Here is a 23419-nt window from a genome sequence, read left to right as displayed (position 1 = left end):
GAGCGCACTCAACGCGTGGCGCGCGATGGTTGGCCAGCGACGTCAAGCTGCAAGCTCGCCACGGCCGGCGACGCACTCACACGCCCTGCCGGCTCGCCAGTTTGTTCAAGCGATCCAGCAGACTCACCCAGAACGCCGCCGGCAGCTCCGCCTTCAGTGGCACGCTGTACAGCCACTCGTCGGCGAACGGACGGCATTTCACCGCGTCTTTTTCGGTCATCAGCACCGGCAGGCGGCTTCCGAAGCTGAAATCCGCGGCGCGATAGACGTGATGATCCGGGAACGCGTGCGGCACAACGCCTATGCCGCGCGCGCGCAGCATGGCGAAGAAACGTTCCGGATGCGCGATGCCCGCCACCGCATGCACGCGCTGCCCGGCAAGCATGCTCAAGGGCTGCGCACGCTTGCCATCCATCGGCTGCACGGCGTCGATGCTCAAACGCATCTGCCACTCGCCGAAACCGGCATCATCGGGCACCTGAGGTGCGGCAGTCGCACTGGCCTGGCCAAGATTGACCACGCGGAAATCGCAATCGCGCGCCCGCACGGCCGGTTCGCGCAACGGCCCAGCAGGCAGCAGGCGTCCATTGCCGTAGCGCCGCTGGCCATCGACCACTTCGATTTCGACATCGCGCGCCAGACGGTAATGCTGCAGCCCATCGTCGCAGATCACGATGTCGCAGCCCGCCTCGACCAGCGCCTGTGCAGCAGCGAGCCGGTCGCTGTCGACACGCACGCGCGCACCGGTCTTCCAGGCGATCAACACCGGCTCATCGCCGCCGAGCGCCACCGGGGTATCCGCTTCGACCCAGCGTGCGGTGCCGGCGTCATCGCGGCCGTAGCCGCGGCTGGCAACGCCAGGCGTCCAGCCGGCTTCCTGCAGCTTTGCGACCAGGGCAATCGTCAGCGGCGTCTTGCCGGTGCCGCCAGCGGTGACATTGCCGACCACGATCACCGGCACCGGCACGCCGTGGCGCCTGCGCCAACCGCGGCGATACAGCGCCCGCCGCAATGCGATCGCAGCGCCGTAGACCGGCGCCAGCATGCGCGCCGGCAAGGGGATCGGCGTGTTTTCGTACCAATAGCCCGGCGTGCGGGTGCCGCGCTTGCTCATGCCTGGCGTTCGCGGAATTGCATGCCGTGCAAGTGCGAATACAGGCCGCCCTGCGCCAGCAATTGGTGGTGCGTACCGCGCTCGACGATCCGGCCCTGGTCCATCACCAGCACCTGATCGGCATGCTCGATGGTGGACAGGCGATGGGCGATGACCAGCGTGGTGCGGTCCGGCATCAGCTTGTGCAGGGCGTCCTGCACCAAGCGCTCGGATTCGTTGTCCAGCGCTGCGGTGGCCTCGTCCAGAATCAGGACCGGCGCATCCTTGAGCATGGCGCGTGCGATCGCCAGGCGCTGGCGCTGGCCGCCGGACAGGCGCCCCCCCTTGGTCCCGACATGCGACTGCAGACCTTCGGGCAGCTGCGCGACAAATTCCATTGCATTGGCGCCCAGGATCGCGCGCTCCAGCTGGCCGGCATCGGCGTTGCGCATTTCGCCGAACGCCACGTTGTCGGCGATGCTGCCGTCGAACAACATCACCTGCTGGCCCACCAGCGCAATCTGCCTGCGCAGATCCGCCAGGGCATACGCCTGCACCGGATGACCGTCGAGCAGGATCTGGCCGGCCTCGGCTTCGTAAAAACGCGGAATCAGCTTGATCAGACTGGATTTGCCGCTCCCGGAACGCCCGACGATGGCAGTGACGGTGCCCGGTTGCGCGACGAAGCTGACATCGGCCAGCGCCGGATTGACCTGGCCCGGGTAGCGCGCCGTGACATCGCGAAATTCGATCAAGCCCTTGGCACGCGTCAGCGGCACGGTTCCTTGATCCGGCTCGTCCGGGCTGTCGAGCACCGAAAACAGGCGCTCGGCCGATGCCAAACCGCGTTGCACCATGTTCTGCACGTTGGTGAGCTGCTTGAGGCCCGGAATGATGGTCAGCATCGACGTCATCAGCACCACGAAATCGCCGGCCGTCAGGCGCCCGGCCAAAGCCTGCGCACCGGCCACGAACAGCAATGCCGACAGGCCGATCGCACCGATCATCTGCACCGTCGCGGTGGAAATGCCGCGGGTGGATTCGACCTTCATTGCCAGCCGCAGGTTGCGATTGGCCAGCGCGCCATAGCGCTCCATTTCGGTCTGCTGGGCCCCGTAGATCTTGACCTCCTGATGGCTGGACAAGGTCTGGTCGGCAGCCTGCAGCAGCTGCGCACCGCTTTCCTGGATGCTGTGGCTGATACGGCGGTAGCGCCGCGCCACCTTGTCCATCACCCAGGCCAGCACCGGGGCGAGCACCAGGATGGTCAATGTCACCTGCCAGCTATGCCACAGCATCAGTGCCAGCGCACCGATCACCTGCAGCGATTGCTGGATCATGACCTTGACCGCATCCACTGCGGCCTGCGCGACCTGGTCCGAGTCCGAGCCCAGGCGTATCAGCATCGACGGCACCGGCTCCGAATCGAAGCGTGACCCCGGCAATCGCAGATACTTGGCCATCACCTTGATACGCAGATCGCGCGCGATGCTGCGTGCGGATTTGCCCATCGCCATGTCGGTGATGTAGCCGGCGACGCCGCGCACCACGAACAGCAGGATGATCTGCACCGGCAGCCAGCGGCTGACCTCGGCGTTCTTGTAGATGAAGGTCTCGTCGGTGATCGGCTTCATCAACGCCAGAAACCCGGTGGTGCCGGCCGCTTCGATCAACGCGGCGATCAGTGCGGCCACCAGCAACAAGCGATACGGCTTGGCGAATGCCAGCAGGCGACGGTACGTGCGCCAGGAAGACACTGGCGCCGGGCGGTCGGTGGAGAGGGTCACTGGCGGGTTCCGTTGGTGCTTGTCTTGCCGGTCGTACTGGTGGCGCTGGCCGGCGGCGCGGTGGCGATGGCAATGCGCCGGAAGCCGAGCTGGCCCAGCGCATCCTGCGCGGTCACCACGGCCTGGTACGGGGTCCGCGCATCGGCGCGCATCAGCACGGTCTGTTCGCGATCATCGCCGGCGATCTGGGCGATGGTCTGCTTGAGCGAATCCACATCCGAGCGCAGCACTTCCTGATCGTTGATGAAATAACGCCCATCGGCATTGACCAGCACGCTCAAGGAACGCGGCGGCGCACTGGTGTGCTGGTCGCTGGCGGTCGGCAACTGCAATTGCAGCGTGGAACGTGCGTCGAAGGTCGTGGTCACCACGAAAAAAATGATGAGGACGAGGATGACGTCAATCAATGGCACCAGGTCGATATGCGGCTCGTCCTGGCTTCGGTCGCTGCCGATGCGCATCCGTCAACCCTTCGCCGTGACGGGCTTGGCGCCCGCTGCGGCCGGGGCGACGGCTGCAGGCACGACTCGACCATCGATGGTGTCCAGCAACAAGGTGGCTTCCTGCTCCATCTCGATGATGTAACCGGCGATGCGCCCCTTGAAGAAGCGATGTGCCATCAATGCCGGCACAGCGATGATCATGCCGGTGGCAGTGCACACCAGCGCCTTGCCGATGCCGCCGGCGAGCTGATTCACATCGCCTACGCCGTGATCGAGGATGCCCAAGAACATCTGGATCATGCCGACCACGGTACCAAGCAGACCCAACAACGGCCCGGCCGATGCGATCGTGCCCAACGCGTTCAGATAGCGCTCCATGCGATGCACCACATGCCGGCCGGTGTCTTCGATACGTTCGCGAATCACATCGCGCGGGCGGCCGCGCACGTCCAGCGCGGCGGCCAGCAAGGCGCCCAGCGGCGAATTGCGGCGCAGCGACTCGATGTGGGTGGGATCCAGATTGCCGCGCGCGGCCCAATTGCGCACTTCCTCACCCAGGCCCGGCGGCGTCACCTCATTGCGGCGCAAGCTCCACAGACGCTCCAGCACGATCGCCAGGGCGATCACGCCCAGCAACAGCAACGGCACCATCGGCCAACCGCCTGCCTTGACCAGCTCCAACACGATTCGATTCCTCCGGCAACGCGGCCGCCTGTTCGCTGACCGATAGGATAGCAGCCGACCGCCGCCGTTCCGCAGCATCCCATAGCCGCGGCTGCCAGCGCCGTCGCTCGCGCAGTTGCAGGCCTGCGGCACCGAGCCAAACCCGGATCGCTCCCGCCTGGGCGGTGTCCAGCACCTCTGCTCCGCCCGACTTCCAGCGTTGCACGACCTCGGCGCGCGGATGGCCGAATCTGTTGCCATGACCGGACGAGACCAGCGCCAGGCGTGCTCCGGTCGCGGCGATGAAGGCGGCTTGCGAGCCGTCGGCGCTGCCGTGGTGCGGGACGATCACCAGGTCGGCACGCAGGTCCGCGGCGTGCCCGCGCAGCAGTCGGCGCTCGACGATTTCGCCAATATCGCCCGGCAACAGTGCGCTCGCAGACGCGGTCTCGACCCGCAGCACGCAGCTGGATTGATTGCGTAGGTAAGGAAAGCCAACATCGGGATGCAGGAAGCGGAAGCGCACCCCGTCCCACTCCCACTGCTGCCCGGCACGACAACGTGCAGTGACGTCCAACGGCGCACCCGGTGGCGCAGCCGTGCGTGCCACCGGAAGCCCTGTGCGCACCGCGGCATAGCCACCGGCATGATCGGCGTCGGCATGGCTGAGCACGATGGCGTCCAGCCGGCGCACGCCAAGCGCGCGCAACGCCGGCAGCACCACGCGCTCGCCAGCATCGAACCCGTCGCGTACCGCCGGACCGGTATCGAACAACAGCGCATGGCGTTGCGTGCGCACCAGCACCGCCAAGCCCTGGCCCACATCCAGCACCTGCACGTCCGCCTCGCCTGCGGCGGGTAGCTCGCGATCGGGCCAGAGCAGCGGCAACCACAGCAGCGCCGCCAAAGATTTACCCGGCGTCGCGCGCGGCAGCAACAGCCAGAACGCACCGAGCAAGGCGGCGATCAGGGCAACCCCATCGGACTCGGGCACCCACCACAACGCGACCGCGGTTTGCCCGAGCCAGACGAACCCCGGCCAGGTCAGCTCAAAGCACCAGCCGGCAAGCTGCCATGCCCACACGCCGCTACCTGGGTAGATCGCTTCGAGGGCGGTCCCCAACAGGCATAGCGGCACCACCACGAAGGTCCACCACGGAATGGCGACCAAATTGGCAAATGGCCCGACCAGCGACGCCTGCCCGAACAGGCTGACCGTCAACGGCAGCAGGCCAACGGTGGCCACGGTCTGCGCAGACAGGAAGCCGCGCACGATGGCGCGATCGTCGGACGGCAGGCACCAGACCAGCCATGCCACGCCGGCGAAGCTGAGCCAGAAGCCAGCCACCAGCACGCTGAGCGGGTCACACAGCAACACCGCCAACAAGGCGAGCGAGAGGACGTGCGCGGTCGAGGCGCGTCGCCGCAGCACCCTGGCGAGGGCCACCACCCCAATCATCAACACGGTGCGTACCGTGGGCAGCGCCAGACCAGCCAACAGCGCGTAGGCCGCAGCGCCGAGCAGCGCGGCAATCGATGCCGCATGCAGACGCGGCATGAATGTGCCCAGTCGCGGCTGCCAGCGCCAGATGCCAGCGACCAGCAGCACGAAGAATGCCCCGACCAGCCCGACATGAAATCCAGAGATGGCGATCAGATGACTGAGCCCGGTCGCGCGCAACGTTGCCCACGCCGTATCGTCCAGCCCGCGGGTATCTCCAAGCGCGAGCGCCTGCAGGTACGGCGCAGAGGGGCCGCCGACACGCTCGGCGATGCGTTGCGACATCCGTTCGCGCCACGCATCCACGCCTTGCGGCGGCGCGATCTGGCGTGCGGTAGCAGGCATGCGCACATAGCCCGTCGCAGCGATGCGTTGCGCCACTGCCTGGCGCTCGGCATCGAAGCCTCCGGGATTGCGCCAGCCGCGTGGCGCACGCAGCTTGAGCCGAAGCTGCCAACGCGCACCTGCATGTAGTGCCGCGCGCGGGCCGATGCGCTCGGCGCCAAAGTCGTCGTACCAGGCCAGCTGCAGGAGCTTGCCGCGCAGTGCCGCCGGCTGCGCCGGCGCCTGGTCCACGCGCAACTGAAAACGGGTACGGCGTTGCTCGGCGGTCGGTAGCCCGACAATCTGTCCGCGCACGGTGATATCGCGTGTTTCATCCTGCGGAGGCAGTTGCGACTGCAGGGCATCGGTTACCTGCCACCCCATCGTTCCGAATCCGAAGAGTGTCGCTGCCCCGGCCAGCAATAACGCACTCCGGCGCGGGCGCAGCCACACCGTCACGCCGCTGCCCAGCAACGCGACACACACGCAGACGACGTAAACCATGCGCGGAAGCAGTATGGGCGACCAGGCGCACGCCGCCACGCCCAGCAATAACGTGGCCGCACTGGCCACCGCCGATCCCATCTGCCGCGGCGCTACGTGCGCTGACACCTCAATGCTGTCGGTCGCCATCCCTGACCCTATCGATCAACGTCTTCACCTTAAATTGCGACACCTTCCGCGCACAGCGGAAATCTGCCCAAGCCTGGGTAGGAAGAACACGGCCGCGGCCGTCGCTGATTGCAAATACGAAAGAAGGACTGTGGCACCCAACCACTTGATGCAGTGCGTGGAACCGTGCACACGTGACGATGCATGCCGCACCAGCTCGAGGGATCAACGGCGCAGCACGCCCTGTGGCACAGCGTTCGCCCCGATTTCATGGTGTCGCCGCTAAGGTGAAATCCGTTTCTCAGGAGCCTCCCCCATGCGTAAAGGCATTGCATTGATCGTCGGTGTGACCGGCATCTCCGGTTACAACCTTGCCAACGTGCTGCTCGCCGACGGCTGGACCGTGTACGGCCTCGCACGCCGACCACTGCCCCACGACGGTGTCATTCCGGTCGCGGCGGATTTGCTGGACGCCGACAGCACCAACAGTGCGTTACGTGGTCTACCGATTACCCACGTGTTCTTCTGCACCTGGACCCGTCGCGATACCGAGCGCGAGAACGTCCAGGCCAATGGCGCGATGATGCGGCACCTGTGCGATGCGCTCAGCGATGCGCCGCTGCAGCACATGGCGCTGGTCACCGGCACCAAGCACTACCTTGGCGCGTTCGAAAATTACGGAAGCGGCAAGGCCGAGACGCCGTTTCGCGAAAGCGAGCCGCGCCAGCCGGGCGAAAACTTCTACTACACGCTGGAAGACCTGCTGTTTGCGCATGCGCAGCATGCATGGCTTCGGCTGGAGCGTACATCGCTCGCACACCATGATCGGCATGGCCAACGGCAGCAACGCCATGAACATGGGCGTGACGCTGGCGGTGTATGCATCGCTGTGCAAGCACACCGGGCAGCCGTTCGTGTTCCCCGGCTCGCAAGCGCAGTGGAACAGCCTCACCGACCTCACCGATGCCGGGCTGCTGGGCCGCCAACTGGCCTGGGCCGGGCTTAGTCCCGCGGCGCGCAATCAGGCCTTCAACACCGTCAATGGCGATGTGTTCCGCTGGCGCTGGATGTGGGGCGAGATTGCGAAGTTCTTCGAACTCGACGCTGCGCCCTGCCCCGCTGTGCCGGAACCGCTGGAGCCACGCATGAGCCAAACCGCACCTGCCCTGTGGGCTGAGGTGGCCGCGCAACACGCGTTGGTAGAGTCCGACGTCAATCGGCTTGCATCGTGGTGGCATACCGATGCCGACTTGGGCCGCGAGATCGAGTGCGTCAACGACATGACCAAGAGCCGCGAACTGGGCTTCCTGGACTTCTACGACAGCCGCGCCTCGTTCTTTGAACTGTTTACCCGCCTGCGGGCGCTGCGCATCATTCCTTGACCGATGCCGTGGCATCGCCGCAGGCTGCATTGGCCTGCGGCGAGCAGCGGCATGTGCCCTGGCAATCGCGCAGCATGCGATCGTATGCTGCCACTGCACTTCAAAAGCGCCACCATTTCGGCTAACGGTCACGGCACCGGCGCCCGCCGAAGTTTCCACGCTCATCGGCAATGCGATCGGTCTGCCAGCCGACCGCTTCGCCATGCGCTCACACCGCAGACGGCGCCAATTCGCGCAGCTTGCCCTGGTGTAGCTCCAGTACGCGGTCCAGGCGGCGTGCCAGGCCGCGGTCGTGCGTCACCAACACCAGGCTGGTGCGCTGGGCGCGGTTGAGCTCCAGCATCAGCTCGAACACGGTGCCCGCGGTCTTGTCGTCGAGATTGCCGGTGGGCTCGTCGCCCAACACGCAGCCTGGCCTGTTGACCAGTGCACGCGCCACCGCACAGCGCTGGCGCTCGCCGCCGGAGAGTTCGCTGGGCTTGTGTTCGACGCGATGCCCAAGCCCGACCGATTCCAGCAGTTGCAGCGCCTGACTTTTGGCAACGGCAACATCCTTGCCGGACAACAGCACCGGCATCATCACGTTCTCCAACGCGGTGAATTCCGGCAGCAGGTGATGGAACTGGTAGACGAAGCCAAGTGCCTGGTTACGCAGCTTGCCGCGCTGCGCGTCGGACAGCGCCGACATGCGCTCGCCGGCCACATACACTTCGCCGGAGGTCGGAATATCCAGCCCACCGAGCAGATGCAGCAAGGTGCTCTTGCCGGCGCCGGAGGCGCCCACGATCGCCACGGTTTCGCCGGTGGCCACCGACAGGTCCAGGCCATCGAATACCGGCGTGCGCATCTTGCCTTCGGCGTAGGTCTTGGCCAGCGCTTCGGCGCGGATCACCGCAGTTGCCTGTTCTGGTATTTGCACGGACGTTTCCCGGATCTCATTCATAACGCAGCGCCTCCGCCGGCTGGGTGCGCGAGGCGCGCCACGCCGGGTACAAGGTCGCCAGGAAACTCATCACCAATGCCACCACGGTGATCACCACCACGTCCTGGGTCTGCATATCGGTCGGCAGGCCGGTGATGTAGTACACGTCTTCGGGTAGCAACTTGACGCTGAAAATCGTCTCGATCACACCGAGGATGCGTTCAAGGTTGAGCGTCAGCACGATGCCGCCGATCACGCCCATGAAGGTACCCATGAAGCCGATCAACGAGCCCTGCACCATGAATACCTGCATCACCCCGCCCGGCGACAGCCCGAGCGTGCGCAAGATGGCGATATCGGCCTGCTTGTCGGTCACCAACATCACCTGCGAGGACACCAGGTTGAACGCCCCCATCGCCACGATCAGCGACAGCAGGATGCCCATCACGGTCTTTTCCATCTTCAACGAGTGATACAGGTTGGCGTTTTCCTGGGTCCAGTCGCTGACCCGATACGGGCCGTGCAACTTCACCGCCAGATCGCGCGCCACCGGCCAGGCCTGATCCATGTCATGCAGGCGCAGACGCACGCCGGTGACGCCATCCATGCGCAGCACGCGCGCCAGGTCCTGCATGTTCACCACGGCGAGGCCGCGGTCGATCTCGTTGTATCCGGCCTCGAAAATACCGCTCACGGTGAAACGCTTGAGCCGCGGCATCGCGCCCAGCGGCGTCGCCTGGGTGTCGCTGAGCAACACGACGATGCTGTCGCCGACATCCACGCCAAGCCACAACGCCAACTCCTTGCCGATGACGATGTTGTACGACCCAGGCGTCAGGCTGTCGACCGAGCCCTGTTGCATCTTCTTGGCCAGCACCGACACCTTGCCTTCTTCGGCAGGAATCACGCCGCGCACGATGGCCGGCTGCTTGCGCGGCCCCTGCAATAAGGATTCGGTTTCGATGTAGGGCGCGGCACCGGCTACGCGCGGATCGGACATGGCGACCTCGACCGCATGCTCCCAATCGCGCATCGGCGCACCTTCTGCACTGACCGTGGCGTGGGCAGCCATCTGCAACAGGCGGTCGCGGATTTCCTTCTGGAAACCGCTCATCACTGCAAGCGTGGTGATCAGCACGGTCACGCCCAGGGCGATCCCCAGGATCGACGCCATCGAAATAAACGAGATGAAGCCATTGCGCCGCTTGGCACGCAGATAGCGCAGGCCGATGGCAACCGGAATAGGTTTGAACATGCGGTTCAACCGGGAAAGGGACGCTATGGTGCCACTAGCGGCCGCCCGGACGAAATGGCGTGGGCCTGAGCGGCCAGACGCAGTTCACGTCGTTGCGGCGCCGGCAAGGTGTCCGGCCAGAAATGCAGGCGCTCGCGCCGGCCATCCGTTCGCCTCCACGACACCATCGCAAGCGGCCCGCGCCAGCGTACCTGCAGCCCTTCCACCTGCACATCGTCAATGCTGGCGGGTGTTTGCGTCCATGGCACCAGCACTCGCCTCACTGGCGAACGCAACAGCTGGTGCAATGCTCGCCCGCCTGCAAGCAGCGCGTACGCCGACAGCAACGCGGCCAGCCACAGTGGTGCGCCGCTGCGCCACACCGCCCACACGGCGAGCGCCACCAACACGCTCAACGCGCAAATCAGCCAGCGCGAGGGGCGCCACTCAAGCCGGCAAGGCGCGAATATCGGCGATGAGTGCGGCGTTGTCAGCATCGGGGCAAGCCTCGTATCCCATGAACCAGCGCCACAACTTATCGTCTTCGCAATCCAGTAGCTGTAGGAAAACCGCGCGCTCGGCGTCGGGAGCCTGCGCCCAGCGTTGATCGAGGTAGCGCCCGAACAATTGATCGAGTTCGCGCATGCCGCGCCGGCAACGCCAACGCAATTTTTTCAGCAGGGTTTGTTCGTCCATCTCAGTCTCCACCGCACCGCATGGCGGGCCAAAAACGACAGCGGCACCTGACCCAAGGGCCGGTGCCGCTGCGAACCACTTCCCCGTGGTGGGGAATCATTGCCGTGCGATCAGGCGCGACGCGCCATCATCAACTTCTTGATTTCGGCGATCGCCAACGCCGGGTTCAAGCCCTTCGGGCAGGTCCGTGCGCAGTTCATGATGGTGTGGCAGCGATACAGCTTGAACGGGTCTTCCAGATCGTCCAGACGCGCACCGGTGTCTTCGTCGCGCGAATCGATGATCCAGCGATAAGCCTGCAGCAGGATCGCCGGGCCCAGATACCGCTCGCCATTCCACCAGTAGCTTGGGCAACTGGTCGAGCAGCACGCGCACAGGATGCATTCGTACAATCCATCGAGCTTGCGGCGGTCTTCCGGCGACTGCAGGCGCTCTCGGTCCGGCGGCGGCGGCGTCTGGGTGCGGATCCACGGCTTGATCGACGCGTACTGCGCGTAGAAATGCGTCAGATCCGGCACCAGGTCCTTGATCACGCTCATGTGCGGCAGCGGGTAGATCGGCACCTCAGACTTGCCACACGCGGCAATCGCCTTGGTGCAGGCCAGCGTGTTGGTACCGTCGATGTTCATCGCGCACGAGCCGCAAATGCCCTCGCGGCAGGAGCGACGGAACGCCAGCGTCGGGTCGATCTCGTTCTTGATCTTGATCAGCGCGTCCAGGACCATCGGGCCGCATTTATCCAGATCGATCTCGTAGCTGTCGGTGCGCGGATTGGCGTCGACGTCCGGATCCCAGCGGTAGACCTTGAAGGTGCGCGTGTTCTTGGCGCCCTTTGCAGGGTAATGCTTGCCCTTGCCGATCTTTGAATTCTTGGGGAGGGTGAACTCTGCCATAGCTGCTCTCGTTGGCTCAGGCGATGCGCGGCGCGGACGACAACCGCACCGTGCGCATGAAGGTAAAGATGACGGATGCCACTGCCGAAGCAGTCGCGCAGCGGCCGGCCATGTGCCGGCGCTGCTCCAGCGTCATGCGACGACCAAACTGCTGCATCGACTCGGTGCCACGCGCAGAGGCGATGGCGGGCGATGCCAAGGCAACGGTGGGTCGCTGCATGCGCATCGATCAGTAAACGCGCGGCTTCGGCGGGACCACGTCCACGTCCTTGCTCAGCGTGTACATGTGCACAGGACGGTAATCGAACTCGCACTTGCCCTTGTCGTCGACGGTCACCAGCGTGTGCTTCTGCCAGTTGACATCGTCACGGTCCGGGAAGTCCTCGTGCGAATGCGCGCCACGGCTTTCCTTGCGCTGTTCGGCCGAATTGATCGTTGCTACCGCGTTGAGCAGCAGATTGTTCAATTCGTAGGTCTCGATCAGGTCCGAATTCCACACCAGCGAGCGGTCCGACACTTTGACGTCTTCGAAGGTGGCGAAGATCTCGGCCATCTTGTCCACGCCTTCCTTCAGCGTCTTGCTGGTGCGGAACACGGCGGCGTCCGACTGCATGGTGCGCTGCATGTTGTCGCGGATCACGGCCGTCGGCGTGGAGCCGTTGGCATGACGCAGCTTGTCCAGCAGGCCCAAGGCCTTGTCGCAGGCATCGGACGGCAGGGTCTTGTGCGGCTGATTGGGCTTGACCGTCTCGGCGCAGCGGTTGGCGACCGCGCGACCGAACACCACCAAGTCCAGCAGCGAGTTCGAACCCAGACGGTTTGCACCATGGACCGAGACGCACGCCGCCTCGCCGATGGCATACAGGCCCGGCACCACGGCATCCGCATCGTCACCCTGCTTGCGCACGACCTCGCCGTAGAAGTTGGTCGGAATGCCGCCCATGTTGTAGTGCACGGTCGGCAGCACCGGGATCGGCTGCTTGGTCACGTCCACGCCGGCAAAGATGTGTGCGCTTTCGGCGATACCGGGCAGCTTTTCGTTGATCACTTCCGGACCAAGGTGGGTCAGGTCGAGCAGGATGTGATCCTTGTGCTCGCCCACGCCACGGCCTTCGCGAATTTCCACCGTCATCGAACGCGACACCACGTCGCGCGACGCCAGATCCTTGTAATGCGGTGCGTAGCGCTCCATGAAGCGCTCGCCATTGCTGTTGCGCAGGATGCCGCCTTCGCCGCGCACGCCTTCGGTGATCAGGCAGCCCGCACCGTAGATGCCGGTGGGGTGGAACTGCACGAATTCCATGTCCTGCAAGGGCAGGCCGGCTCGCATCACCAGGCCGCCGCCGTCACCGGTGCAGGTGTGGGCGGAGGTGGCGCTGAAGTAGGCACGGCCGTAACCGCCGGTCGCCAGCACCACCCCGTGGGCGCGGAACAGATGCAGCGAACCTTCGGCCATGTCCAGTGCGAGCACGCCACGGCAAACGCCTTCTTCGTCGAAGATCAGATCGAGCGCGAAGTACTCGATCATGAAGCGTGCGTTGTGCGCCAACGACTGCTGATACAACGTATGCAGCATGGCATGGCCGGTCCGGTCGGCTGCGGCGCAGGTACGCTGCGCCGACGGGCCTTCGCCGTACTTGGTGGTCATGCCGCCGAACGGGCGCTGGTAGATCTTGCCCTCCTCGGTCCGCGAGAACGGCACACCGTAGTGTTCGAGTTCGATGATGGCCGGAATGGCTTCGCGACACATGTACTCGATCGCGTCCTGGTCGCCCAGCCAATCGGAGCCCTTGATGGTGTCGTAGAAGTGGTAACGCCAGTCGTCCTCGCCCATGTTGCCCAGCGCTGCAGAAATACCGCCCTGCGCTGCCACGGTGTGCGAACGGGTCGGAAAGACCTTGGTCAGGCAGACCGTCTGCAGGCCCTTCTGGGCCAGGCCGAACGTAGCGCGCAGGCCGGCGCCACCGGCGCCCACCACGACCATGTCGTACTTGTGTTCTGTGATCTTGTAAGCGGACATCGAATTATGGGTTCCTGTTTGGTCGCTGACGACTCAGCTCATGCCCAGCGCGATACGCGCCACGGCAAACACGCTGACGATGGCGCCCAGCACGGCAACAAAACGCACGAGGGTCTGCGCAATCAGTGCGAGCAGCGAGTCGTGTACGTAGTCTTCCAGTACCACCTGCATGCCCAGCTGCGCGTGCCAGAACGAGGCAATGAGGAACGCGACAAGCAGGATCGCATTCCACGGCTTGGCCACTGCGGCGCTGGCGGCGGCGTGATCGGCACCGATCAGGCTCAGCACGAAGATCAGGAACCAGATCGACAGCGGCACCAGTGCGGCCGCGGTCAAGCGCTGGATCACGAAGTGTTCGGTGCCGGTCTTGGCGGCACCCAGGCCGCGCACATTCTTCAGCGGGGTACGGTAGCGGCTCATACGGCACCTCCAGACAGCAGGACGTAAGCCCAGATGGCGGCGGTCAGCACAAGGCTCAGAACCACCGACAGCCAGCCCATGCTGATGAACGAGCGTACGGCATAGCCTTGCCCGAAGTCCTGCAGCAAGTGGCGCAGGCCACCGAACAGGTGGAAGGCGAACGACCAGGTCCAGCCGATCAGGAAGACCTGCCCATACCAGGTTGCGGCCTGGTAACGGAAACAATTCCAATGGTCGGGACCAAGCATCAAGGTGAGCAAGGCAGCGGCAATTCCCAGTGCGCCGACGGACAGTACGATGCCGGTGGCTCGATTGAGAATCGAGGTCACCATCTGTATCTGCCAGCGGTATACCTGGAGATGCGGGGAGAGAGGACGTTCGCGGATCGCCATTCGCTGGGCTCGTTTTCTCGGCTGGGCGGCACTAGGCCGCTGTGGCTAAAGGCTGCTCAAAAATCGATGCAGCGTCCATTTTTTTCCCAGTCGCCGTAGCGCGTTGGCTCGGGGCCGTCGCGCCCACCAATCTCCTTCGGCAGTGGCTTTTTCTCGGGAATATGCTCCTGAGAAGAAGGCTGCGTCTCGGAATCCTGCGCTGGGGTGGGGGTTGGATGGCCTATCATAGTGCTCTCACAACTTGGCGATTTTAGTCCTCCCCTTCCGTGGCTGACAACCTGAATCTTATTCCGCAGGGTTTTGGCTCCCTGCACAACATGCAATACGTCCGATTGGCCGGTACGGATGCAGTGGCGTTTGCGCATGCCCAATTTGCCAACGACGTACAGGCGCTGGCGGTTGGGCAGTGGCAGTGGAACGCGTGGCTGACGGCGAAGGGGCGCGTGATTGCCATCTTCGCACTCCTGCGTGAGGACGACGCACACTTGCTGATGCTGCTGCCGGACGGCAACGCGGCCGAGATCGCCGCGCAACTCAGCCGTTTCGTGTTCCGTCGCAAGCTGAAAATCAGTACTGCCGTGCTGTTTGCCTACGGCAGCTTCGTCGCGCCGGAGCACGCGCACGCCGCGCAAGCCGATATCGGAACGCAGCGTATCGAGCTGGATCTGGGTAGCGCCGCGCTGCCGCGCACGCTATTGCTTTACAGCCCGGATGCATTGGCGACGCCTATCGAACTGCCGAGCGTAGAGGCGCAGTGGCGGAGGACCGATCTGCAACTGGGACTCGCCCGCCTGGTCGAGTCCCAGCGCGAACAGTGGACGCCGCAGCAGTTGGCACTGGACCGCCTGCAGGCGTACAGCGTCAAGAAAGGCTGCTACCCGGGCCAGGAAATCGTGGCGCGGACGCATTTCCTGGGCAAGGCCAAGCGCGCCTTGCAGCTGCTGGAAACGGATGCGGCCGTGGACGCAGGCGCTGCCGTCGCATTGGACGGTAGCGCGATCGGCACAGTGGTGAGCGTGGCCGGCAACCTTGCGCTGGCGGTATTGCCGTTGGAGCTGACGCTGGACGCGGGCACCGTGTTGCAGGCTGGCACCCAGGGCGCCCGGCCACGCGCACTCACGACGGGACTGGAGCGTTAGCGGCAAGACCTAGCGGGCCGTGCCAGGCGGGTGAGACCTCGCGCAGCAACGGCAATGACCGAGCGTACCCGCCGAATCCGCGTGCCAGCCCTGTTCGTCTGACGGCCAGTTCGCTGTTTGACAGGTTGGCCTAAGCCGCCTCCAGCCGCTGGCCGGTGGCTGGATCGAAAAAGTGCAGGGCCTCGCTACGCAATGCCAGGCGCAACGGCTGGCCCACCGCCGGCAAGCGTTGCGGCGGGACACGGATCACCAGCGGCTGACCGCCACGGTCGAGATTGAGGAAGATTTCGTTGCCGACCGGCTCGATCACATCGATCCGCGCATCGAAGCCCAGTACCGCATCGTCGGAAGGCTGCAAATGCTCGGGACGCACGCCGACGATCACGTCCTGGCCGAACCAAGCCGCATCGACCCGCGCCGCGCCCAGCGGCACGCGCCACCCATCGGCCATGACCAGATGCAGGCCGTCCTGCGCGTCCAGGCGCCCCTGCATCACGTTCATCGCCGGGCTGCCGAGGAAACCGGCCACGAACAGATTGGCCGGACTGTCGTACAGCGCCATCGGACTGTCGATCTGCTGGATCACGCCATCCTTGAGCACCACGATGCGCTGGCCAAGCGTCATCGCTTCCACCTGATCGTGGGTGACATAGATCATGGTGGTGCCCAGCTTGCGGTGCAGCTGCGCAATCTCGGTGCGCACGCTGTGGCGCAACTTGGCGTCCAGGTTGGACAGCGGCTCGTCGAGCAGGAACACCGAGGATTCGCGCACCATCGCCCGGCCCAGCGCCACGCGCTGACGCTGGCCGCCGGACATCGCCTTGGGCAGCTTGTCCAGCATCGGGGTCAGGCCCAACAACTCTGCGGCGTTGTTGACGCGTTCGGCGATGACCTGCTTCGGATGCCCGCGCAGCTTGAGCCCGAACGCCAGGTTCTCGGCCACGGTCATATGCGGATACAGCGCGTAGCTCTGGAACACCATGGCGATATCGCGATCCTTCGGCGCCACGTCGTTGACCACGCGCTCGCCGATCTTCAGCGTGCCGGCACTGATGTCTTCAAGCCCGGCGATCATGCGCAACAGGGTCGATTTGCCGCAGCCGGACGGTCCCACCAGCACCATCAGCTCGCCGTCGGCGACTTCGAAGTTCGCGCCCTGCACCGCCACCTGGCCATTGTCGTAGACCTTGCGGACACCTTCCAACTGCACTTTCGCCATCGTTTGGCCTCAACGTAAAGTTGTGCGCCCTGCCCTCGGCCCTCCCGATGGCGGTGACGCCGCACGCGCTTGCCAGGAATTACCTGCAAACGAATGCATTGGTTTATTCTGACATGTAATCGTTTTCACATGGCAACATCGAACTCCGGAGGACTATGCCGCCAGGCAGCTAGGACGCTATTGCCCGCAGTGCGGCACGCCGTACGAAGCATGGCATGCCGTCACGCAGGTGCAGCTATGCCGCCATGGCGCTAACCGCTGGTCGCCAGTTGCTGCAACAATCCGGGATTGGGTGTCAGCGTCCATCCCCCGCTGCGCGCACGCAAGTGTCGCTCAGGAACAGACGTACCGACCGCCGGCCGACCGGCGCCTTTCCGACAAGCTGCTGATAACGATGTCTCCAGAATCTGAAACGCGGTCCATGCACAACACCCTGATCCTGTTTGGCGCCACCGGCGATCTTGCCCAGCGCTATCTGTTTCCCTCCCTGCTGCGTCTGTTCATCGACGGCCTGCTGCCGGAGGACTTCCGCATCCGTGCGTTGGCGCTGTCGCCGCACGACACCGATGCATTTCGCCAAGTGCTGCGGCCGCGTTTGACCGAAGCATTGCCGATCGCGACCGCCGAACAGATCGACACGTTGCTGCAGCGGGTCGACTATCGCTCGGTGGATCTGCGCGATGCCGATTCGGTGGCCAACGCGGTCCGCGAACTGGCCAGCCGCCGGTGTGTGAGCTATCTGGCGATCCCGCCGGGCCTGTACATCAGCACCTGCCAGGGCCTGGCGCTGGGTGGCGCGCTGGCGGCACCGCATCGCTTGATGCTGGAAAAACCGATCGGCCACGACTCGGACAGCGCCCGCGACATCCTGCAATCGATCGGTGCGCTGATCGACGAAGACCGCGTGTTCCGCCTAGACCATTACCTGGGCAAGGCGGCCGTGCAGAACCTGATCGCGCTGCGCTTCGGCAACACGCTGCTGGAAGCGGTCTGGAACCGGACCTACATCGAGTCGGTGCAGATCCTAGTCGCCGAAAGCGAAGGCGTCGACGGGCGCGATGCCTACTACGCCCGCTCCGGCGCACTGCGCGACATGGTGCAGAGCCATATCCTGCAGCTGTTGTGCCTGGTGGCAATGGAGCCGCCGGCCTCGCTGGAGGCCGACCGCATCCGCGATGAGAAGGTCAAGGTGCTGCGCGCCCTGCGCCCGATGACCGCCGAGCATGCCGCGCATGACTGCGTGCGCGGCCGCTACACCGCCGGCAGCATCAACGGCCAGCCGGCGCAGGCCTATCACCCGCCGGAAGGCAGCGATGTGGAGACCTTCGTCGCGGTGACCGCGCATATCGACAACTGGCGCTGGGCCGGAGTGCCGTTCCACCTGTGCACCGGCAAGCGCCTGGCCGAGCGCTCCACCCGCATCGTGGTGACGCTCAAGCCGGTGACGCACTGGCTGTTCGAACGCCCCGACCGTCAGAACGCGGTACCCAACCGCCTGACCTTCCAGTTGCAGCCGCAGGAAAACATCGAACTCGGCCTGATGAGCAGCCTGGCTGGCCCGGAATGGGGCGCGATCGAACTGCAGCCGCTGGAACTGGAACTGTCGGTGCCGACCGGCCTGCACCGTCGTATCGCCTACGAACGCCTGTTTGTGGACGCCTTCAACGGCAACCCCGCACTGTTCGTGCGCGACGACGAGGTCAAGGCGGCGTGGTCGTGGATCGACAGCGTCAGCGACGCCTGGAAAGACGCCGCGCTGCCGCTGCAGCCCTACCCGGCCGGCAGCTGGGGTCCCGAATCCGCCGCCCACTTTCTGCCTCCGGCCACCGACGCACAGGGAAACAACGCATGACCGCTCCTTCCAAGCCGGTGCTGGTTGCCGATATCGGCGGAACCAATGCGCGCTTCGCGCTGGCCGATGTCGACGCTTCGGTGCCGTTGCTGGATGACACCTCGCGCGAATTTGCCGTGGTGGACTTCGGTTCGCTGGGCGAAGCGGCGCGCTATTACCTCGACCAGATCGGCGTGACGGCCACCCAGGGCGTGTTCGCCGTGGCAGGCCGCGTGGATGGCGACGAGGCGCGCATCACCAACCATCCATGGGTGATCTCGCGCACGCGCACCGCCACCATGCTGGGTTTCAGTACCTTGCATTTGATCAACGACTTTGCCGCGCAGGCAATGGCCATCAGCCTGCTGCGTCCACAGGACGTGGTGCAGGTGGGCGGCGCCAGCTGGCGGCCGGCACCGATCGATCAGCCGCGCAACTACGGCGTGATCGGCCCGGGCACCGGCCTGGGTGTGGGTGGCCTGATCATCCGCAACGGGCGCTGCTTTCCGCTGGAAACCGAAGGCGGCCATGTCAGCTTTCCGCCCGGCACACCGGAAGAAATCCGGATCCTGGAAATCCTGTCCGAGCAGTTCGGCCGGGTGTCCAACGAGCGCCTGATCTGCGGCCCTGGCCTGGTCAACATCCATCGTGCGCTCAGCGAGATCGCCGGCGTCGATCCCGGCCCGCTGCAACCCAAGGACATCACCGCACGCGCGGCCGCGGGCGACCCGCGTTCGTCGCGCACCATCGATCTGTTCTGCGCCATCTTCGGTGCGATCGCCGGCGACATGGTGCTGATGCAGGGCGCCTGGGACGGCGTGTTCCTCACCGGCGGGCTGGTGCCCAAGGTGCTGGATTCGCTGCAGCATTCCGGCTTTCGCCAGCGCTTCGAACACAAGGGCCGTTTCTCCGCGATCATGTCGAAGGTGCCGTCGCTGGCGGTCATGCACCCGCATGCCGGCCTGCTGGGCGCCGCCGCGTACGCAGTGGATGCACAACGTCAGCACCCCGGGGAGCAGCGATGAACCTGCAGGACAACCCGCGCATCGCGCTGGTGCGCTACGACGACCCGGCCGAGTGGACCGAGGCGGTGGCCAGCGAGATGGCCGACCTGCTGGAACAGGAAATCTCCCGGCGCGGTCAGGCACGCATGCTGTTGTCCGGCGGTACCACCCCTGCGCCGGTGTACGAGTCCCTCGCCCATCGGCCGCTGGACTGGTCGCGGGTGGAGGTGGGCCTGGTGGATGAGCGCTGGCTCTCGCCGCAGGATCAGGACAGCAATGCCTGGCTGGTGAATCACAGCTTCCTGACCCACGCACCGGCGGCGACCTTCATCCCGCTGGTTCGCCCGGGCAAGCAACTGCCCGAATGCGTGCATACCGCCAACCTGCAGGCCACCCATGCCGAACCGGCCTGCCTGGCGGTGCTGGGCATGGGCGGCGACGGGCATACCGCTTCGTTGTTCCCGGGGGCCACCGACCTGCCCAAGGCGCTCGCCAGCCCGCAGCCGTATGCGTCGCTGGATGCCACCGGCTGCCCGGGCTCGAACCAATGGCCGTTGCGCATCACCCTGACGCCCGCCGGGCTTGCCAGCATTCCAACGCGCCTGCTGCTGTTGCGTGGCAAGCAGAAGCTGGACGTGCTGCAGGCTGCGCTGGAAGGCGACGATGTCAACGAGTATCCCATCCGCGTGGCGCTGCAGCAGCCTGGTCCGCGGTTGCGGGTACATTGGTGTGCTTGAGTGCGAGTGGTTTGTTGCGAGTCCCTCGCAACAGCCGATGTGATGCGAGTCCCTCGCAAGAACCCGCACATCCATGTGCGGGGAATTAAAAGAGCATTTCGTTCCTTCCCCCCGTTTCTCATAGCCGGTAGCCAATGAGCCTGCATCCGAATATCCAAGCCGTCACCGACCGTATCCGCAAGCGCAGCGCTCCCTCGCGCGCGGCGTATCTGGCCGGTCTCGATGCCGCCCTGCGTGAGGGTCCGTTCCGTAGCCGGTTGAGCTGCGGCAATCTCGCGCACGGCTTCGCTGCGTCCGAACCGGGCGACAAATCGCGCCTGCGCGGTGCGGCCACGCCGAACCTGGGCATCATCACTGCCTATAACGACATGTTGTCGGCACATCAGCCGTTCGAGCACTACCCCCAGCTGATCCGCGAGACGGCCCGCGCGCTCGGTGCCACCGCACAAGTGGCTGGCGGTGTGCCGGCGATGTGCGACGGCGTGACCCAGGGCCGCGCGGGCATGGAGCTGTCGCTGTTTTCGCGCGACAACATCGCCCAGGCGACAGCCATCGGCCTGAGCCACGACATGTTCGACAGCGTGGTGTACCTGGGCGTGTGCGACAAGATCGTGCCGGGCCTGCTGATCGGTGCGCTGGCGTTCGGCCATTTGCCGGCGATCTTCATGCCGGCCGGCCCGATGACGCCGGGCATTCCGAACAAGCAGAAGGCCGAAGTGCGCGAACGCTACGCCGCTGGCGAAGCCACGCGCGCCGAGCTGCTGGAAGCCGAAGCCTCGTCCTACCACTCGCCCGGGACCTGCACCTTCTACGGCACAGCCAACTCCAACCAGGTATTGCTCGAAGCAATGGGCGTGCAGCTGCCCGGCGCCTCGTTCGTCAATCCGGAGCTGCCGTTGCGTGATGCGTTGACCCGCGAAGGCACCGCACGTGCATTGGCGATCTCTGCGCTGGGTCAGGATTTCCGTCCGTTCGGTCGCCTGATCGACGAGCGCGCCATCGTCAACGCCGTGGTCGCGCTGATGGCGACCGGTGGCTCGACCAACCACACCATCCACTGGATCGCGGTGGCGCGTGCAGCCGGCATCGTGCTGACCTGGGACGACATGGACCTGATCTCGCAGACGGTACCGCTGTTGACGCGCATCTACCCGAACGGCGAAGCCGACGTGAATCGCTTCCAGGCCGCGGGCGGCACGGCGTTCGTGTTCCGCGAGCTGATGGACGCCGGCTATATGCACGATGATCTGCCCACCGTGGTGGAAGGCGGCATGCGTGCCTACATCAATGAGCCGCGCCTGCAGGACGGCAAGGTGAGCTACGTGCCGGGCACTGCCACCACCGCCGACGACAGCGTGGCGCGTCCGGTCGGCGATGCCTTCGAATCGCAAGGCGGGCTGCGCCTGCTGCGCGGCAACCTCGGCCGCTCGTTGATCAAGCTGTCGGCCGTCAAGCCGCAGCACCGCAGCATCCAGGCACCGGCCGTGGTGATCGACACCCCGCAGGTGCTCAACAAGCTGCACGCCGCCGGCGTGCTGCCGCACGATTTCGTGGTGGTCTTGCGCTATCAGGGCCCGCGCGCAAACGGCATGCCGGAGCTGCATTCGATGGCGCCGCTGCTGGGCCTGCTGCAGAACCAGGGCCGGCGGGTGGCATTGGTCACCGACGGTCGCCTGTCCGGTGCATCGGGCAAGTTCCCGGCCGCAATCCACCTGACGCCCGAAGCGGCGCGCGGCGGCCCGATCGGCCGCGTACGCGAAGGCGACATCGTGCGCCTGGACGGCGAAGCCGGCACGCTGGAAGTGCTGGTCTCGGCCGAAGAATGGGCATCGCGCGAGGTTGCACCCAATACGTCCGTTGCCGGCAACGACCTGGGACGCAATCTGTTCGCCATCAACCGCCAGGTTGTCGGCCCCGCCGACCAGGGCGCGATTTCGATTTCCTGCGGCCCGACCCATCCGGACGGCGCGCTGTGGAGCTACGACGCCGAGTACGAACTCGGTGCCGATGCCGCTGCCGCGGCAGCACCGCACGAGTCCAAGGACGCCTGACCCCTTTCCCTCTCTGCGACCGCTCCGGCGGTCGCCGTCACCCGGAGTTGCAATGACGATCGCCCAGACCCAGAACACCGCCGAACAGTTGCTACGCGATGCCGGCATCTTGCCGGTAGTCACCGTGGACACGCTGGACCAGGCGCGCCGCGTCGCCGATGCGCTGCTCGAAGGCGGCCTGCCTGCGATCGAGCTGACCCTGCGCACGCCGGTGGCGATCGACGCGCTGGCGATGCTCAAGCGCGAACTGCCCAACATCGTGATCGGTGCCGGCACCGTGCTCAGCGAGCTGCAACTGCGCCAGTCGGTGGATGCCGGTGCAGACTTCCTGGTGACCCCGGGCACACCGGCGCCGCTGGCGCGCCTGCTGGCGGATGCGCCGATTCCCGCCGTACCTGGCGCAGCCACGCCGACCGAACTGTTGACCCTGATGGGCCTGGGCTTCCGCGTCTGCAAGCTGTTCCCGGCCACCGCCGTGGGCGGTCTGCAGATGCTCAAGGGCCTGGCCGGTCCGTTGTCCGAGCTCAAGCTCTGCCCCACCGGCGGCATCAGCGAGGCCAACGCGGCCGAGTTCCTGGCGCAGCCGAACGTGCTGTGCATCGGCGGTTCGTGGATGGTGCCCAAGGACTGGCTGGCGCAAGGCCAGTGGGACAAGGTCAAGGAAAGTTCGGCCAAGGCGGCCGCGATCGTGCGGCAGGTGCGGGCGGGCTGATTGGCTGGCCGGCGTATCCAGCGGCTTGGAAGCCAGGTTGCCGGGAACGCTGGAGAGCCGAGGGAAAGTTGATCCGCTGGCGCTTTGGTTTTGAATGAGGAACGCCGGGTTTGCTGGCGCTTTGCTTTTGGTCGAGGAAAGATTGCTGGCGGACGCCTTTGTTTCATACGTGGGAGCGGCCCGCGGGCGCCGGGGCAGGACACGCCGTGAACCCATCCATGGGGGCTCTTACACGACATCCTTGTCGTGTAAGGTCCTGCCCCGGCGCCCGCGGACCACTCTTCGCATGTTCCTGCGTTGGCGGAACGGTGAGCAGCGATGGCCGCAGGGCATGCTCGACCTAG

At 65.4% G+C, this 23419-nt stretch carries 22 protein-coding genes and 1 pseudogene; 7 read left to right on the top strand and 16 right to left on the bottom strand.

Annotated elements, in window-relative coordinates:
• Nucleotides 1–76: 76 nt before the first annotated feature.
• From lpxK to ACCQ00_RS10130, 5 genes are read right to left on the bottom strand one after another with little or no spacing between them, the layout of a single operon-like run.
• Nucleotides 77–1114 (bottom strand): tetraacyldisaccharide 4'-kinase, encoded by a 1038-nt coding sequence (gene lpxK, locus ACCQ00_RS10150; protein ID WP_039574246.1) that lies wholly within the window; start codon nt 1112–1114, stop codon nt 77–79.
• Nucleotides 1111–2880 (bottom strand): lipid A export permease/ATP-binding protein MsbA, encoded by a 1770-nt coding sequence (gene msbA / locus ACCQ00_RS10145; protein ID WP_017158537.1) that lies wholly within the window; start codon nt 2878–2880, stop codon nt 1111–1113. The genes lpxK and msbA overlap by 4 nt, the downstream gene beginning before the upstream one ends.
• A complete protein-coding gene (locus tag ACCQ00_RS10140) occupies nt 2877–3341 on the bottom strand; it encodes an ExbD/TolR family protein (RefSeq protein WP_017156616.1) in 465 nt (154 codons plus the stop codon). Before ACCQ00_RS10140 ends, msbA begins: the two co-directional genes overlap by 4 nt.
• Nucleotides 3342–3344: 3 nt before the next feature.
• Nucleotides 3345–4007: a MotA/TolQ/ExbB proton channel family protein gene (locus tag ACCQ00_RS10135; RefSeq protein WP_039574250.1), complete on the bottom strand. Its 663-nt coding sequence runs from the start codon at nt 4005–4007 to the stop codon at nt 3345–3347.
• Entirely contained in the window at nt 3898–6444 is a 2547-nt protein-coding gene (locus ACCQ00_RS10130) for a DNA internalization-related competence protein ComEC/Rec2 (protein WP_372354120.1), read from the bottom strand. The genes ACCQ00_RS10135 and ACCQ00_RS10130 overlap by 110 nt, the downstream gene beginning before the upstream one ends.
• A 295-nt stretch (nt 6445–6739) precedes the next feature.
• Between ACCQ00_RS10130 and ACCQ00_RS10125 the strand changes: the two are divergent.
• Nucleotides 6740–7805 (top strand): annotated as a pseudogene (locus tag ACCQ00_RS10125) (SDR family oxidoreductase).
• Nucleotides 7806–8013: 208 nt separating this feature from the next.
• Here the strand turns inward: ACCQ00_RS10125 and lolD are convergent.
• The 10 genes from lolD to ACCQ00_RS10075 all read right to left on the bottom strand — a co-directional run bounded on the left by lolD (nt 8014) and on the right by ACCQ00_RS10075 (nt 14609).
• Nucleotides 8014–8748 carry a lipoprotein-releasing ABC transporter ATP-binding protein LolD gene (lolD, locus tag ACCQ00_RS10120; protein ID WP_039574255.1) on the bottom strand — a complete coding sequence of 245 codons (735 nt, stop codon included), beginning with the start codon at nt 8746–8748 and terminating at the stop codon, nt 8014–8016.
• Nucleotides 8741–9982, bottom strand: a complete 1242-nt coding sequence (locus tag ACCQ00_RS10115) for a lipoprotein-releasing ABC transporter permease subunit (RefSeq protein WP_017156611.1) — start codon at nt 9980–9982, stop codon at nt 8741–8743. Before ACCQ00_RS10115 ends, lolD begins: the two co-directional genes overlap by 8 nt.
• 23 nt (nt 9983–10005) lie before the next feature.
• Nucleotides 10006–10458 carry a hypothetical protein gene (locus tag ACCQ00_RS10110; protein ID WP_039574259.1) on the bottom strand — a complete coding sequence of 151 codons (453 nt, stop codon included), beginning with the start codon at nt 10456–10458 and terminating at the stop codon, nt 10006–10008.
• Nucleotides 10409–10657 carry an FAD assembly factor SdhE gene (locus tag ACCQ00_RS10105; protein ID WP_017156609.1) on the bottom strand — a complete coding sequence of 83 codons (249 nt, stop codon included), beginning with the start codon at nt 10655–10657 and terminating at the stop codon, nt 10409–10411. Before ACCQ00_RS10105 ends, ACCQ00_RS10110 begins: the two co-directional genes overlap by 50 nt.
• A gap of 110 nt (nt 10658–10767) precedes the next feature.
• Nucleotides 10768–11550 carry a succinate dehydrogenase iron-sulfur subunit gene (locus tag ACCQ00_RS10100; RefSeq protein ID WP_003482787.1) on the bottom strand — a complete coding sequence of 261 codons (783 nt, stop codon included), beginning with the start codon at nt 11548–11550 and terminating at the stop codon, nt 10768–10770.
• 16 nt (nt 11551–11566) lie between these two features.
• Nucleotides 11567–11770: a hypothetical protein gene (locus tag ACCQ00_RS10095; protein WP_039574276.1), complete on the bottom strand. Its 204-nt coding sequence runs from the start codon at nt 11768–11770 to the stop codon at nt 11567–11569.
• Nucleotides 11771–11779: 9 nt separating this feature from the next.
• On the bottom strand, nt 11780–13570 hold the full coding sequence (gene sdhA / locus ACCQ00_RS10090) for a succinate dehydrogenase flavoprotein subunit (RefSeq protein ID WP_039574263.1): 1791 nt from the start codon (nt 13568–13570) through the stop codon (nt 11780–11782).
• A gap of 33 nt (nt 13571–13603) precedes the next feature.
• Entirely contained in the window at nt 13604–13990 is a 387-nt protein-coding gene (gene sdhD / locus ACCQ00_RS10085; protein WP_003482790.1) for a succinate dehydrogenase, hydrophobic membrane anchor protein, read from the bottom strand.
• Complete coding sequence (sdhC, locus tag ACCQ00_RS10080) at nt 13987–14382, bottom strand: succinate dehydrogenase, cytochrome b556 subunit (RefSeq protein ID WP_372354119.1); 396 nt, start codon at nt 14380–14382, stop codon at nt 13987–13989. The genes sdhD and sdhC overlap by 4 nt, the downstream gene beginning before the upstream one ends.
• 56 nt (nt 14383–14438) lie before the next feature.
• Entirely contained in the window at nt 14439–14609 is a 171-nt protein-coding gene (locus ACCQ00_RS10075) for a DUF1674 domain-containing protein (RefSeq protein WP_005929790.1), read from the bottom strand.
• A 39-nt stretch (nt 14610–14648) separates the two neighbouring features.
• Here ACCQ00_RS10075 and ygfZ point away from each other — a divergent pair, with 39 nt between their 5' ends.
• Complete coding sequence (ygfZ, locus tag ACCQ00_RS10070; RefSeq protein ID WP_039583890.1) at nt 14649–15521, top strand: CAF17-like 4Fe-4S cluster assembly/insertion protein YgfZ; 873 nt, start codon at nt 14649–14651, stop codon at nt 15519–15521.
• A gap of 130 nt (nt 15522–15651) precedes the next feature.
• Here the strand turns inward: ygfZ and ACCQ00_RS10065 are convergent, their stop codons facing one another.
• Complete coding sequence (locus ACCQ00_RS10065) at nt 15652–16740, bottom strand: ABC transporter ATP-binding protein (RefSeq protein ID WP_372354118.1); 1089 nt, start codon at nt 16738–16740, stop codon at nt 15652–15654.
• Nucleotides 16741–17161: 421 nt separating this feature from the next.
• Here ACCQ00_RS10065 and zwf point away from each other — a divergent pair, with 421 nt between their 5' ends.
• The 5 genes from zwf to ACCQ00_RS10040 all read left to right on the top strand — a co-directional run bounded on the left by zwf (nt 17162) and on the right by ACCQ00_RS10040 (nt 23075).
• Nucleotides 17162–18592, top strand: coding sequence for a glucose-6-phosphate dehydrogenase (gene zwf, locus ACCQ00_RS10060; RefSeq protein ID WP_025990624.1), 1431 nt, complete (start codon nt 17162–17164; stop codon nt 18590–18592).
• A complete protein-coding gene (gene glk, locus ACCQ00_RS10055; protein WP_017156603.1) occupies nt 18589–19596 on the top strand; it encodes a glucokinase in 1008 nt (335 codons plus the stop codon). The genes zwf and glk overlap by 4 nt, the downstream gene beginning before the upstream one ends.
• The gene (gene pgl, locus ACCQ00_RS10050) at nt 19593–20312 is read left to right on the top strand and encodes a 6-phosphogluconolactonase (RefSeq protein ID WP_039574274.1); all 720 of its coding nucleotides are present in this window, start codon (nt 19593–19595) and stop codon (nt 20310–20312) included. The genes glk and pgl overlap by 4 nt, the downstream gene beginning before the upstream one ends.
• Nucleotides 20313–20446: 134 nt before the next feature.
• Nucleotides 20447–22363 (top strand): phosphogluconate dehydratase, encoded by a 1917-nt coding sequence (gene edd, locus ACCQ00_RS10045; RefSeq protein WP_017156601.1) that lies wholly within the window; start codon nt 20447–20449, stop codon nt 22361–22363.
• A 52-nt stretch (nt 22364–22415) separates the two neighbouring features.
• Nucleotides 22416–23075, top strand: coding sequence for a bifunctional 4-hydroxy-2-oxoglutarate aldolase/2-dehydro-3-deoxy-phosphogluconate aldolase (locus ACCQ00_RS10040; protein WP_017156600.1), 660 nt, complete (start codon nt 22416–22418; stop codon nt 23073–23075).
• Nucleotides 23076–23419 lie beyond the last annotated feature (344 nt).

Origin of the sequence: Xanthomonas sp. NCPPB 3761, from assembly GCF_041475705.2 — a bacterium.
In the GTDB taxonomy this organism is placed as follows: domain Bacteria; phylum Pseudomonadota; class Gammaproteobacteria; order Xanthomonadales; family Xanthomonadaceae; genus Xanthomonas; species Xanthomonas phaseoli.
This window is presented reverse-complemented; position numbering and strand designations above follow the sequence as displayed.